The sequence below is a fragment of the Alphaproteobacteria bacterium genome, from assembly GCA_035625915.1.
Classification (GTDB): Bacteria; Pseudomonadota; Alphaproteobacteria; order JACZXZ01; family JACZXZ01; genus DATDHA01.
Genome location: DASPOR010000140.1, coordinates 1 through 13,595 on the forward strand (window position 1 = coordinate 1; position 13,595 = coordinate 13,595).

The window sequence follows — 13,595 nt, forward strand, 5'->3', positions numbered from 1 at the left end:
CCCTAGAACCTGACCCTGAGCCCGGCCGAGATCGTGTGGCTCGTGAAGCTGCCCTGGAGCTGGGCGTCGTAGTTGATGATAATGCCGGCGCGCCCGGCGGAGATCGAGCCGCTGTTCGAAATCCCGCCGTTGACGGCGGCAGCAACGACAAGGATACCGAAGGCGTTTTTAGCCGTAATTGAGCCGTTGTTGACGAGGGAGCCAGCGATCGTTGTTTGTCCGGCCACAGCGATTGCTGTCTCGCCGCTGTTCACCGTGCCGTTGTTGACGATGCTGCCCGTGTGGGTCTGGCCGTCGTTGAAGACGATCGCCGAGACCGTCTGCCCCGCCGTGACCGTCGGGTTGGGGATCGGGTTGGGATTGGTGACGTTGCCGGCATGAGCGGCCGTACCGATCCCAACGGCGAGGGCGAGCGCCGAGGTCGTGGCGAGAAGGCGCTTGCCGAGTTGGGCGCGCGGGGGCATGCGGTGCGTCATGAACCGGTCCTTGTCTTGGCTCTCTTCGCGAAGTCTTTTGGAAAAGCGCGTTCGAGGCGTTGGATTGAGGGGGGTCTAATTTAGCTATTCTTTATTTAAGCCATTGCATTTACGTCGTTTTTCGAGGGGCACCGTGCCGCGCTGGGGCACCCGTGTCAAGAATCAAGTTGAATCTTTATGTGATGTACAACCGATCATGGAAACCTCATCCTTCGAGACGGTGCTGCGCACCTCCTCAGGATGAGGATGATAAAAATAAAAGGAATCCTCATGGTGAGGAGACTGCCGGCGCGCTTCGCGCGCCTTCTTGTGCGTCGCGCATAGAGGCGGCCGCTATGGCGGCCGCCGGGCAGCCGTCTCGAACCATGAGGGTGCGATCTCTTCATTCGTCATGCGCGGGCTTGACCCGCGCATCCACGCGTAGGGAATGGCGGCTTCAAGGACATGGATGCCCGGGTCAAGCCCGGGCATGACGGTGAAGGAAAGCGGAGGCAGCCGTCTCGAACCCTGAGGGGCGTACAAAGGGAGGTGGTTCGTGGAAATCGTTATCTTCGCGCGCTTTCACGCGCTGCCCGAGCGTGAGGCGGCGCTCGAGGCCGTCATCCTCGATGTTCTGACGCCCACCCGGGCGGAGGCTGGCTGCCTGGAGATCCACGCCTTCCACTCGATCCGGGACAGCCGTCTCTTCTATATCCATTCACGCTGGCGCGACGAAGCCGCGTTCGAGCTTCATGCGAGCCTGCCCCATACCGTGCGGTTCATTGAGCGGGCGGAAGCGTTGATCGATCACGAACTCGACGTGACGCGCGCAACACTCATTTCCTGAAGGCCTCCTGTTCCTTGAAGGCCGATTCATCGACCTTCTTTGTCGGGCAGCGCCTTGGCGAGAAGTCCAAGGAAACCGTCGATGGTCGCGGGATCGATCCAACAGAGCACGGCGACGATATCGTGGCTTGGATCGACCCATACGAGGTTGCCGCCGGACCCACTGGCGCCGTAGGCGTCCGCCGGAGCGCTCGGATAAAGCTTCCGGCCGGTGTTGAGGATCCAGAAGAACCCATATTGCGGATTGAGCCGGGTCGGGGTCGTGGCCTGCCGGATCCAAGCCTCGCTGATGAGCTGGCCTGTACCCCAACGGCCCCGGCGGAGTGCGAGCAAGCCAAGGCGCGCGTGATCCCGCGCATGCATGAAGACGCCACCGCCCCAATGGCCGCCGCCCGAGACGGATTCCATTCTCACCCCGTCGATCTCGACGAAAGAATTGCGGTAGCCATGCCAGCGCCACTCGGCCGAAGCCCCGATCGGCGCCATGACCGCCTCGCGGAAGACCTCGGGGAGTGGTCGCCGAAATCGCTGAAGGAGTGCCAGGGCCAGGCGATTGACGCGAATATCGTTGTACTCCCAGTATTCCCCCGGCTCGCGCAATTCCCTGGCCGTTCCCTTCTTGGCGCTCGCCTCGTTGCCGAGGTCGCGATTGCGGTCGATGAGGTCGGGTTTATCCCACAGGGTCCCCTCCCACTCCGAGGTCTGCTCGAGAAGATGGCGCCAAGTGATCTTGGCGTTGTGGGGTGGATCGAACCCGCCGTCGTCGACGAGCCGAGCCACCTTCTCGTCGAGATCTCGAATCAGGCCACGCTCGACGGCGATTCCGGCGAGGAGACCGAGGTAGCTTTTCGCGATACTGAAGCTCATGTCGACGCGTCCGGTGTCGCCCCATTCCGCGACAATCAGGCCGCGGTGGAGGACGAGCCCGTTGGGACCGCCGCGCGGGGCGACCGGTCCGATGATCTCGTTCCAGGGCGGCGGCTCGGAAAAGCCCCGCACGATTTCACTCTCGACATCGCGCGACCAAGGGGTTTCGCGCGACGCGGCGTAGGCCTTGGCGGCTTCGACTGCGGCGGGATCGAGCCCCGTCTCCCCGGCCTCGGCGCGCAGCCACGAACCGCCGTGGGGTGGGGGGACGTAAGTCTCATCGGCGATGGTCGGCATGGGCGTGACTTCCGATCTGCTCTCGAGCAGCGCTCATGAGCAGTGCCGATCCTCGCACGGGATCGCATTGGCCGACAGCGTAAAGTCGTCCGGCGCCTACAACTTCGATCCAGCGCCTACAACTTCGATAACGTGTCGATCGTCTGGATCGCGGCCGGACCGCCCAGCACCATGAAGAGGGACGGCAGGATGAAAAGGATCATCGGCACGGTCATGGTGGCCGGTAGTTTCGCGGCCTTTTCTTCCGCACGCATGATCCGGTCGTCGCGGAACTCCGCGGAGAGGACGCGTAACGACTGCGCGAGCGGCGTGCCATAGCGCTCGGTCTGCATGAGGCTGTTCACGATGCTGCGGATTTCCGCCATCGTCGTGCGTTCGACCAGGTTGTTGAGCGCCTTTTGCCGATCGGGCAAGAAACCAAGCTCGAGGGATGCCAAGGAGAACTCGTCCGAGAGTTCCGGGCATGCATTGGCCATCTCGCGCCCAACCCGCGTCAACGCTGCATCGAGGCTCAGCCCCGCTTCGGCGCAAATGACCAGGAGGTCGAGCGCGTCCGGAAGGCCCTTGCGCATTTTAATCACGCGCTTTTTGGTTGCATTACTCAGGTAAATGTCCGTGGCATAAAGTCCGACGATGAATCCGCCGCAGAGGATCAGGGCGCGAATTCCGGGATTGAGCGAGTCCTTATCCATCAGGTTCAGCATGAGCATGGCGTAGCCGCCCAAAACGAACGGCATGGCGAGCTTGCAGAAAAGATAGACGATGACTGCGTCCTTCGACCGCTTGCCCGCGCGTGCGAGTTTCAAGGCAATACGTTCGGAATGCTGGCCGCGAATAAGGTTGAAGCGCATCACGATGCGCCTGGCCAGGCCGATACCTGACTCGCGAAGATCGCTGCGCGTGCCGTGGCCGCGGTTCACGCGCAGGTTTGCCCTGAGAGCATCCCGGCGGCCCTCGAGCGCTCTGACGCGCGCGGTAAAGGGATCGCGCACGACGAGGCCGTGCCAGATGGCGAGCAGCACGAGAAACGCCGCCGCGGCTGCCGCGAAGGCGAGGAAGTCGTCGAACGGAATGCCGAAGAAGAAGGGCGCGTTCATATCTCGAACCTCGCCATCTTGAACATGATGCCAATCCCCGTCAGGAGCGAGGAGCAGGCCATGAAAAGGACCAATCGGCCTTTGGGATGGTGGATGAGCACCATCGCATAGTCGGGGTTGACCAGGAGGAGTGCGCCGAAAATGATGAATGGCAGCGAGCCGAGGATCATGGCGCTTGCGCGCGCCTCCGCGCACATCGCCCGGATCTTCTTCCTCATCTGCTTGCGCCGGCGCAGGATGTTCGCGAGGTTCTCGAGGGTTTCCGCGAGATTGCCGCCGGTTTCCTGCTGGACCGAAAGGCTGATGATGAAGAACCGGAACTCAGGTGTGTCGAGCCGTGGGACAGCCGCCCACAGGGCCTGATCGAGGGTCGCCCCGAAGGTGAAGGAGTCGGCGATACGGCGGAATTCGACCCCGACAGGATCCGCCATTTCGACCCCCACCGACTTGATCGCCTCCGTCACCGGCAGGCCCGATTTGAGGCTTCGCACGATAAGCTCGATCGCCTCCGGGAACGTGTTCGTGAACTGCTTGAGCCGGCGTTCCGCGAGAAAGCCGACCACGAGATAGGGCAGGCCCAGGCCGAGTGCGACACCGAAGAGCGTGCCGACGACTGCCGGCAGGTCGAAAATGACGGAGAGAACCAGGTAGGTCATGACGCCGACCAACCCGCAAGCGAGTACGTACTCGCCGAGCGAAATGCGCTTTCCCGTTCTCGCCAGGCGTTCGCGCAACTTCTCGGGATTTGGCATTATTCGCTTGATAAGCCTGTCAAAACCGCGAATAGAGCTGTCCGAGCCGTCGATCCGGACCGTGATTTTCGACGACGCGGTGGCAAGCGTTGGGCCCTTCTGCGTGCGCTCGAGCCGGCGCATGATCCGCTTGCGCTCGAGATTGAACGAACTGGCGATGCCCAGGAACAGGAGCACCACGGCGGCGGCCCCGCCGAGGCTCACAACCGTGGTCACCGCATCGAAATCGCTGAATAATTCGTTCATGCCAAGGCCTCAACGAGCGGTTTGTCGAGCCCGAAATACGCGGCCTTGGGCGTGAAGTGCGGCCGCAGGCCCGAGGATTTATATTTGCCGATGAGCTTCCCGTCGGGCCCTTCGCCTTCAACTTCGTAATGGAAGAGGTCCTGCGTGGTGATGACGTCGCCTTCCATGCCGACGACTTCCATGATGTGGGTGATTCGCCGCACGCCGTCGCGCATGCGGCTCACCTGCACGATCATGTCGAGTGCGGCGGCGATCTGGGTTCGAATGGCCTTGGAGGGCAGGTTGATGCCCGCCATGCCGACCATGTTCTCAAGTCGTGTCAGCGCCTCGCGGGGGCGGTTGGCGTGGATCGTCCCGAGGCTTCCTTCATGGCCCGTGTTCATGGCCTGCAGCATGTCGACCGCTTCGGAGCCGCGCACCTCGCCGAGGATGATACGGTCGGGGCGCATACGCAGCGAGTTCTTGACCAGCTCGCGCATTGTGATTTCGCCCTGGCCCTCGATATTCGCCGGCCTGGTTTCGAGCCGGACGACGTGAGGCTGCTGAAGTTGAAGTTCCGCCGCGTCCTCGATGGTCACGATGCGCTCGCCGGCGTCGATCATTTGGCTGATTGCATTGAGGAGCGTGGTCTTGCCCGAACCCGTACCGCCCGAGATCAGGATGTTGAGCCGGGAACGGCCGCCGATCTTCAGCACGGTCGCCATCTGCGGCGAGATGTTGCCCTGACGCATCATCACGTCGAGCGTAATCTTTTTCTTTGAGAATTTGCGGATTGAGACCGAAGGCCCGTCGATCGCGAGCGGGGGGATGATGATGTTGACGCGGCTGCCGTCGAGCAGGCGCGCGTCGCACAGCGGACTCGATTCGTCGATCCGCCGGCCGATCCTAGAGACGATACGGGTGGCGATATTCATGACGTGGCTGTCGTCGCGAAACCGCACGCCGGTCAATTCGAGCTTGCCGCCGCGCTCGATATAGACCTGCTGCGGCCCGTTGACCATGATATCGGTGATCGATTCATCGGCGAGGAGCGGTTCGAGCGGACCCAGCCCGAGCATGTCATTGAGCAGTTTCGTGACGAGATCGCGCTGCTCGAGCGCGTTGAGCTGCATTTTTTCTTCGAAGATGATTTCGGCGACGATCTCGCCGAGTTGGCGTCCGAGTTCATCGCGGGGCAAAGCGGAGGCGGCGGCGATATCGACGCGAGAGAGCAACTTGGGTTGAATGTGCTCCTTCGCGATGTCGATCGGACTGCGCGGTGTCGGTGGTGCTGCGACCGGCTCGGCGACGTGGGGCAGGGGTCCGCCCGACACTTCGGTGGCGGCGGCCGGTTTCTGGGCCTCGTTGGTCAGTGCAGCGATCACAGCCCGCTCTTCCGCCGGGCTCGGTTTGGCGCCGTTTTCTTCAATGTACGATTTGACGACGGACTGTATGAGTTCGGTAAGCTCAGCACGCGTGAGACGCTTTGCGTCGGCCGCAGGTAGCAGGTTGCGTACAACGGTCGCGAGCTTGCCTTTGGCTTCGAGCACCCAAGGCGAGGCGGCCGGCGACGTCGCCGGTTGCGCTGTGGCGCCCGACCCGTTATTTGCGGCCGCGCCGGGCTCGACAAGCCGAAGCGGTGGGGCGGCTTCGCTGGTGCGTCGTCCGAACACAGCGAGTCCTTAGCTCGAGCTTGGCTTGATGCCCGCTAGCAAGCGCGCAAAAAAGCTCGGCTTCTTGCCCTTCGATTTGCCGAGTGCCTGGGCGAGACCCTTGAGGGACGCGGTCGCCTTGCTGCTTGGGGCGGCGACGGCGAGCGGCTTGCCGCCATTGAGCGCCCTGGCGACACCGGAGCTGTCCTCCGGAATCACGGTGCCGAGACTCGTGCCAATCGCCTTCTCCACCTCGGCTTTCGGCAACTCGCCCTTCTTGGCGGCTCCGACGCGGTTGGCGACGATCATGATCTTTGCCGTGGGCGCATTGGCCTTGGCGAATGCCTTTAGGCGGCTCGCGTCGCGCAGGCCCACGAGCGAGAAATCCGTAACGATCAGGATCGTGTTGGCCTCGCCCATGCCTTGCCGCAAGAGGTCGATATTGCTTCGAGGCAAATCCATGACGACGCGGGCGAAGTCGTGGCGGAGTTCCTTGGCGAGCAGCTCGATCGCACCCGGACGCGCCATGGTCGGTATGTCGAACGCCTCCTCGGCGCAGAGAAGAAAGAGGTTATTCCCGAGATTCGAAGCGGCGCTCGCGACGAACAGGCCGTCGATGCGATCGGGATTTTCAAGCACCTCGCAAAGGCCGCGGCTCGGCTCGACGTCGAGGGCCAGTGCGGCCGCACCGTTATGAAGGTCGAAATCGACGACCATGGTGCGTTTCTGCTCGTCATTCGCAAAAAACCAGCCCAAGTTCGTTGCGACGGTCGTAGCCCCCACGCCACCCCGCGCGCCGACGACGGCAACGACCTCGCAAGCCAGGGCCGGCGCTTTTTCGGGCTCGGCCGCCGCCGCGGCGTTGCGCCGCCGCACGGTATTTAGTGCAGCCGAAATCATTTCGCTGGTCACCGGCTTGACCAGGTAGTCGGCGACGCCGGCAGAGCGCAGGGTGCGATAAAGCTCGACGTCATTGAGCTCGCCGAGTGCAATCAAGGACGTTCCCGGCGCGCAAACCTCGGCAAGCCGATCGAGTTCGGACATTGGATCGCCGGAACCCGATAGATCGACGACGAGGTAACGCGCCGATGGGTCTTCGGCTAGATGTGCGATCGCCTGCTCGACACCGCCAAGCACGACCGAAGTCGTAGGCCAATCCGCGCCGAGTGCGCCTGCAAGGGCCGCGCGCGTGTCGTCGTCATGCACGAAGGCTGCAAGCGGCGCCGTATCGGCCTGTCCGACCGCCGTTTTCTTGTCGCCACGCACAGGAGAAAGGGCATTCAATTTCCACCTCCGCCGCTATAGAGCTTCGGCAATTCGGGCTTGAGCGATTTCGAGACATCGCCGTTGCGGTAGTGCTCGATGCCGGTAGCACCGTAATCGCCATCGGCACCGCCTTCGGACGAGCCGCGAACGAGTTCCGCCGGATTTGCAACCATCAGGCCGAAATTCGTGTTTGTGGCACACCCATAGTTGCTCGCCGGCACATTGGTGAAATCGTCGGCTTCCGGCTTGGTCCAGTCGGGGCAGGCCGGCGGGGTCACGACATAGCGGCCAAGCGTCACCACGACCGCGTTTGGCGAGAGCGCGCCGTCGACGCTCGGACGGGACGCCACGGTGGCCGGTGCGCGCATCTTGTGAAGTAGTTTGGAAACGGCATCGAGCCGCTTTTCGGCCAGCTGGTCGGCCGCTTTGTCGCTCGCCTTCGGGCCGGCATCCAGGGTCAACTGGTCGCCATAGCCGAAATTGACCTGCGAGAGGAAGTCAGCGAGCTTGCGGTCCTCGCCGGTTTGCGGATTTGCGGTACCCGGCGCGAATTCGACCTTGTGCACCATGGTCACGAAATCCACGCGGTTTTCCTTGGGCGCTTCGGTCGGCGTCCAACGCTCCGTGTCCTGACAGCCCGTAACGAGCAACGCAGCCGCAAGGAGGAGCGGGAAGAACAGCATCATTGAATCGCGCGGCAACATCATCTCTGCTCCTAGTTGAGGCTGAATCCGGCCGGGCCGATGAGCTTATTTCCATCGACATCCCCCGTTGGCGCGGTGCCGCCGACAGGTTCGGTCGGGCGCACGTTGCGGCCGCGCAGGATGCGATCGACGTCGTTGGGCGGTGTGTAGCCGCTATTCGGCCCCTGGAGGCGACGGTCGGAGACCGGCTTCACGAGATAGGGCGTCACGAGGATCACAAGTTCGCTTTCATTGCGCTGGAAACTGTCGGAGCGAAACAAGGCGCCGAGTACCGGCAGTTCGCCGAGCCCCGGAACCTTGTTGAGCGTGTCGGTGATGTTGTTCTGCAGCAGTCCGCCGATTGCGAAACTCTGTCCGCTGCCGAGTTCGACGGTCGTTTCCGCGCGCCTGGTCGAGAGCGCCGGAATCGTGAAGCCCGAGATTTGCACGGCACCCGTGTTCGAAAGCTGGCTCACTTCCGGGCGCACGCGCAGGCTGATGCGCCCACTTTCGAGCACGACGGGCGTAAAGGCGAGGGCCACGCCGAACGGCTTGAATTCGACCGTGACCTGGTTGGTGTTTTGCGGCACCACGATCGGGAATTCGCCGCCCGCCAGGAAGCTCGCGGTCTCGCCGGACATGGCGGTGAGGTTCGGCTCGGCGAGAATGTTGACGAGGCCATTCTGGTCGAGTGCGTCGATCACGCTGTTGACGTTGACGTCGGGCGTATTGACGCCGAAGAGATAGCTGTTCGTCGGCACGCCGGACGGCCCGACGTTGCGGGTAATGAAGTTCCCCGTCGTCGTGGTGGCCCCGGAAGTCGTCATGAGCGGGATCGTCGTCGCCGGCGTGCCGGTCGCAAGTCCGAAGGCGAAGCTGCCGACGCGGCCGATTGCATCCCAGTTGATTCCGAGCTGCTTGATGATGTTGCGTTGAACCTCGGCGACGCGCACGCGCAGATTGACCTGGTTGGGTTGATCAATCGTGATGTGGTTGACGATTTCCTTGTCGTCGGTCACGAACGGCCGTGCGATCCGCTTTGCTTCCTCCGCCTCGAGCGGAGAGTTGACGCTGCCGACCAGCACGAGCGAGCCGTTGACAGCCTCCACATCGACCGAGCTGTTCGGTAGCATCTGGTTAAGGGCGAGCTGAATTCTTCCAACATCGCGCTTCACGGAGATCGGCCGGTTGAAGAGCACGTGATCCTGGCTATCCACCGCGTACAAAGACGTCTCGCCCGGCTGCTTGGCGAAGAGGTAGATGAGCTTGGGCGATTTCACCTTGACGTCGGCGATCTCGGGATCGGCGACGAACACCGTGTCCGCATTGTGATCGAGGCGGATGAGGGTGCCCTTGTTGACCCCAAGCTCGATGGGCGCGCCCGTCGGCGGCACCATCTGTTGTGCAAGGCTCGTACCTGCCGCACCCGTGAGCGCTAGGGCGATCGCGAAGATGAGAGCGGCGAAAACGCGGGGCGCGGACATCAGTTGACTCCTGTCGAGGCTTGCACGGGCTTTGGCGCCCCTTCAGCCGTTGCGGCGGGGGGTGGGGTGGGTGCTGAAGGCGCATGGCCGCCGCTCGCCGCCTCGCCGCGGAGAATCGTCACGACAGGCGGGGCATTCGGCAAACTCGAGTGAGTGCCCGGCTTGGCGATGAGCGGGCTCACGTCGCTGTCCCACGTGTGGCTGACCGAGGAGGGGCCGCGCAGCCGCGCATCGAAATCGTTGTCGCCCTGGTGCGCCAGGCTGCGCAAGCTGAGGGAGAGCTTGCCAAGCTCGGCGGCGACGTCAATAACCTCGACCTGCTTCGGCGTCACCTCGAAAGTGATGGTCTTGGCGAGCAGGGGCTTATTGTCCTGATCGTTCGTCGTCTGATCGACCGCCAGAACGCGCACATCGGTCAGGACGGTCTCGCTGGCCTGGCGCGGCATGGCGTTCGGGTTGTCATCGTCCTTGAGGGCGTGCGCCAGGATGAGATCGACCCGGTCGCCGGGGAAGACGAGCCCCGCGACGCCCGAAGTCGCCGTCACCGGCACCGAGACGGCGCGCATGCCGGGTTCGAGAACGGCTGCGAGAAATCCCCGGTCGCCCGGCTTGATAAAGCGGCCCTGCGTGACTGGCTCGCCCGCGGCGATGCGAAGGCGGACCACGGCGCCAACGAGCGCCTGGGGGGTCTCGTTATCCTTAGTAAGGTAATTGTCGCTCAGCTCATCGCTGGGCCAGGGCTGCCAGCGCAGATCTTCAACGCGGATGAAGCTGCCGGTCGGCAGATCCTTGGCCGCCACCAGAACGTACGGCGCTTCCTTCGCGGGTTTCTTTTCCGCATCGAGCGCCGCTCGCTGCTCGGCAAGCCAATTCCGCGCGACATGCGCCGTGCCGAGGGCTATGACGATGGCGAGTGCCGCAAAAATGAATACGCGTGGCTTCATGACAATCCCTCACGATGCGGATCACACGCTAAGACCTGCCGCCTAATTTTTCGTTAGTTTCCAGCTAACAAAAAATGAATGGCGACATAGGCCGCGCCGGCGGTGATCGCGATGCCGTAGGGTACTGGAACGGAGCCGGTCGTCTCGATCGGCACGCCTGAGGCAAGTTTGAGATGGCGCCCGACACGGACCAGCCAGACCACGGCTGCGAGAGCGCCTCCCGCCATTCCCATGACGATGAGAAAAGGAAAAATGTAGCTCGTGCCGGCCCAGAGGGAGGCAGCACCAAGGAATTTAACGTCGCCCCCGCCCGCGATGCCTTGCGAGAAGACGGCGATCCCGGCGACGAACAGGATGGCGCCGATGAGCAGAGCGCCGGGCCAGTCGATCGGTGCGGCACTCGCCAGCACATGGGCCGGATAGAGCAGGAGCACGCCGAGACTCACGGCGTTGGGAATTCGAAAATACAGTGCATCGGAATAAGCGGCCCAGCCGGCGAGGCCGAGAAAGCTCAAAACAATGAATTGATCGAGGGAAAAGAAGCCGAGCATGGCGCGTTACCTTTCTCCATGCGGCAGTTGCTTGCGGTCGACCGCACTCGGCTACCGTACATTATCTGCGAGTGGCGGTGCTCGCACGGGGGCGGGGTGGTTCCCATGCCCACTCCGCTGTTCCCGTGCCCCGCCCGTCCTGGCGGGGAACGACCGAAACCCCCGGGCGATTAGAGGTTATTCGCGACTGTGGTGAAGGTCGTCGTGAGGTTGGTGCCGACGGTCTTGATGACGCCGACGGCGGCGACGGAGATGAGCGCCGCGATAAGACCGTATTCAACGGCCGTCGCGCCCGACTCATCCTTCAGCAGGCTTTTGATCATCTTGAGCATAGCGAAGTACTCCCTTGCCAAGTGAAGCTAACGGGGACATTTGGCGCCAAAACATTTAACAAGCGGTTAAGTTTCGAAATAAAATGCAATATAAAAATCAAGACTCCAAGTATTATAAAATGCATCTAGAATAAAACATTCATTTTCGAAAAATACAGTCTGGTTTTATCTAAAATTTTAGGAGTATATTCAGTTCGATTGCTGGCGATGCGCCGCAGCGGTGCGGTCAGGAGGTTCGGAACCGCTGCGGCGGACAAACGAAACGGCCCGCACGGATTGAGCCGCTCGCAAGTTTGGCGGCAAATATTGGGGAAGGCCGCACGTCCCGGCTATCCCTTTGGGTTGCCATGCATATGTTTTAATTATCTTATTGGCATGCGAGCATGCGAAATCCCATCGACAAATGCGGGATGAAATGATCGAATGCGCGCCACGTGACGCGCGCCCAGACGCGCGCCGCCATATGCGCAATCGAGATTTCCGGAGGAGTTCGATGATTCAACTTTATACGGCGGGAACCGGCAACGGACGCCGGGCGACGATCATGCTCGAGGAGTGCAAGCTCGCCTACAAGGCGCACATCATTGAAATCGGGAAGGGTGCGAACAAGCCGGCCGAATTCCTAAAGATCAATCCGCACGGCACGGTGCCGGTGATCGTCGACCCGCCCGGCATCGGGCGGAAGACGGCGACCACGGTCAAGCAATCGGGGGCCATCCTCTTCTATCTCGCGGAGAAGGCCGGAAAGTTCGTTCCGAAGGCGGCGGCGGCACGCGCGCTCACCGTTCAATGGACGATGGCCGCCTTGACCGACCTCGCACCCGCCAGCACGAGCATTTTCCTCTCCACCGCCGTGATGCCGACCAAAGTGCCCGCGGTCGTCGGATTTTTCGAAAGCCGCTTCATCGAGCAATGCAAGGTCTTCGACGAACGTCTCGGCGAGGCGGACTACCTTGCGGGTGATGAGGCGACGATCGCCGACTTCGCACTCTATCCGGTGATCTTCGGCCGCCAGGCTCTCGTCGACAAAGCTCCAGGCCTGCAAAATCTCAAGCGCTGGGCGGCGACGATGGCGGCCCGGCCGGCGACGGCTGCAGCACTCAAGGTCGCGTGACCGCTCAGCGTCTTTAGACCTTCGTGGAAGTTGAGGCGGAGTGCGGGCGCCGAAACGATCCCGGCGCCGCACTTAGTACGCTATGCACTCCCGGGGCGGCTTCGGTCTCGGTAGGACGAGTGCGGGTGCGTCGCCGCCGTCAGTGCGCCATGAAGACCGGGACCGTCGATTCAGCCAAAATATGGCTGGTGGTGCCGCCGAAAATCATCTGACGCAAGCGGCTCTGGGTGTAGGCGCCCTTGATCAGGAGGTCTGCACCCCAATCGGCCGCCTCGGCGAGGACGGCTTCGCCCACGCTACGCTTCATCGCCTTTGCAACCTTCGCGGCGGCAGGGACTCCGTTTCTGAGGAGATAATTGGCCACGTCCTGTGGGGTCGGTCCCGGCACCCCGCCACCCTCGATCAAAAGCACTTGCACATCCTTGCTGCGAACGAGGAAGGGCATGGCAAATGCCATCGTGCGCGCGGTCTCGGTCGAACCGTTCCATGCCACGCAGACTCGCTCACCGAGCTTTTGCGGGGCGTTCGGCGGCGCGATCAGGAGGGGTCGGCCACTCTCGAACAATGCGGCTTCGAGCGTGCTCATCGCGGAGCTTGAGCCGCCGCGCGTGGGGCGGCCGACGGCGATCAGATCGAAAACCCGACCGCGACTGCCGATCGTCGATTCGCCCTGAATCGTTTCCTCGTACCAGCCGGATGTCGGGCCGGGCTGCGGTGCAATACTAGGGCTGCGCGGCACGTTGTTTTGCCGCATGAACTCGTCGAAGGCCGCCCGCACGCGTTGGGCACGGGCCTGATCCTCGCGCTCGAAGCTTTCGATCAGGCCCGGGGTGGCGGCGACCAAGCCCTCAGCGCCCGCGGCGACGACGCCGGTCAATCCGGGGCGGACGTGAAGGCCCTCCATGTAGCTGCCGAAGACTCGCGCGGCGTGGAGTGTGGTTTGCAAAATCGACGGGAGGACCGGACTGTCCTCGAGCGGCAGAAGAATCGTTTTCATGATTGCGCCCCCGTGTTCTTCGTTTCTCGGTTC

Annotated in this window: 14 protein-coding genes; 2 read left to right on the forward strand and 12 right to left on the reverse strand. The window is 62.5% G+C overall.

Translation table 11 applies throughout. The features are described 5' to 3' along the window. Window positions 1-2 precede the first annotated feature (2 nt). Window positions 3-476, reverse strand: coding sequence for a hypothetical protein (locus VEJ16_11290; GenBank protein HYB10247.1), 474 nt, complete (start codon window positions 474-476; stop codon window positions 3-5). A gap of 535 nt (window positions 477-1,011) precedes the next feature. Here VEJ16_11290 and VEJ16_11295 point away from each other — a divergent pair. Next, window positions 1,012-1,302 (forward strand): putative quinol monooxygenase, encoded by a 291-nt coding sequence (locus tag VEJ16_11295; protein HYB10248.1) that lies wholly within the window; start codon window positions 1,012-1,014, stop codon window positions 1,300-1,302. A gap of 26 nt (window positions 1,303-1,328) precedes the next feature. On the opposite strand, the gene VEJ16_11300 is transcribed toward VEJ16_11295, so the two are convergent. The 10 genes from VEJ16_11300 to VEJ16_11345 form a co-directional block, all read right to left on the reverse strand. Beyond that, entirely contained in the window at window positions 1,329-2,465 is a 1,137-nt protein-coding gene (locus VEJ16_11300; protein HYB10249.1) for a serine hydrolase, read from the reverse strand. A 116-nt stretch (window positions 2,466-2,581) separates the two neighbouring features. Then, window positions 2,582-3,562: a type II secretion system F family protein gene (locus tag VEJ16_11305; GenBank protein HYB10250.1), complete on the reverse strand. Its 981-nt coding sequence runs from the start codon at window positions 3,560-3,562 to the stop codon at window positions 2,582-2,584. Then, a complete protein-coding gene (locus VEJ16_11310; GenBank protein HYB10251.1) occupies window positions 3,559-4,560 on the reverse strand; it encodes a type II secretion system F family protein in 1,002 nt (333 codons plus the stop codon). Before VEJ16_11310 ends, VEJ16_11305 begins: the two co-directional genes overlap by 4 nt. Next, a complete protein-coding gene (locus tag VEJ16_11315) occupies window positions 4,557-6,212 on the reverse strand; it encodes an ATPase, T2SS/T4P/T4SS family (protein HYB10252.1) in 1,656 nt (551 codons plus the stop codon). Before VEJ16_11315 ends, VEJ16_11310 begins: the two co-directional genes overlap by 4 nt. A 9-nt stretch (window positions 6,213-6,221) precedes the next feature. Then, the gene (locus VEJ16_11320) at window positions 6,222-7,475 is read right to left on the reverse strand and encodes an AAA family ATPase (GenBank protein HYB10253.1); all 1,254 of its coding nucleotides are present in this window, start codon (window positions 7,473-7,475) and stop codon (window positions 6,222-6,224) included. After that, on the reverse strand, window positions 7,472-8,164 hold the full coding sequence (locus VEJ16_11325) for a CpaD family pilus assembly lipoprotein (protein ID HYB10254.1): 693 nt from the start codon (window positions 8,162-8,164) through the stop codon (window positions 7,472-7,474). Before VEJ16_11325 ends, VEJ16_11320 begins: the two co-directional genes overlap by 4 nt. A gap of 8 nt (window positions 8,165-8,172) precedes the next feature. After that, complete coding sequence (locus tag VEJ16_11330; protein ID HYB10255.1) at window positions 8,173-9,624, reverse strand: type II and III secretion system protein family protein; 1,452 nt, start codon at window positions 9,622-9,624, stop codon at window positions 8,173-8,175. Continuing rightward, window positions 9,624-10,568 carry a Flp pilus assembly protein CpaB gene (gene cpaB / locus VEJ16_11335; protein ID HYB10256.1) on the reverse strand — a complete coding sequence of 315 codons (945 nt, stop codon included), beginning with the start codon at window positions 10,566-10,568 and terminating at the stop codon, window positions 9,624-9,626. The genes VEJ16_11330 and cpaB overlap by 1 nt, the downstream gene beginning before the upstream one ends. A 53-nt stretch (window positions 10,569-10,621) precedes the next feature. After that, window positions 10,622-11,119 (reverse strand): prepilin peptidase, encoded by a 498-nt coding sequence (locus VEJ16_11340; GenBank protein HYB10257.1) that lies wholly within the window; start codon window positions 11,117-11,119, stop codon window positions 10,622-10,624. Window positions 11,120-11,289: 170 nt separating this feature from the next. Further along, a complete protein-coding gene (locus VEJ16_11345; protein ID HYB10258.1) occupies window positions 11,290-11,451 on the reverse strand; it encodes a Flp family type IVb pilin in 162 nt (53 codons plus the stop codon). A 493-nt stretch (window positions 11,452-11,944) separates the two neighbouring features. Between VEJ16_11345 and VEJ16_11350 the strand changes: the two genes are divergently transcribed. Continuing rightward, window positions 11,945-12,565, forward strand: coding sequence for a glutathione S-transferase family protein (locus tag VEJ16_11350; protein ID HYB10259.1), 621 nt, complete (start codon window positions 11,945-11,947; stop codon window positions 12,563-12,565). Window positions 12,566-12,704: 139 nt separating this feature from the next. Here the strand turns inward: VEJ16_11350 and VEJ16_11355 are convergent. Next, window positions 12,705-13,595: universal stress protein (locus VEJ16_11355; protein HYB10260.1), on the reverse strand; the 891-nt coding region annotated here is incomplete at its 5' end.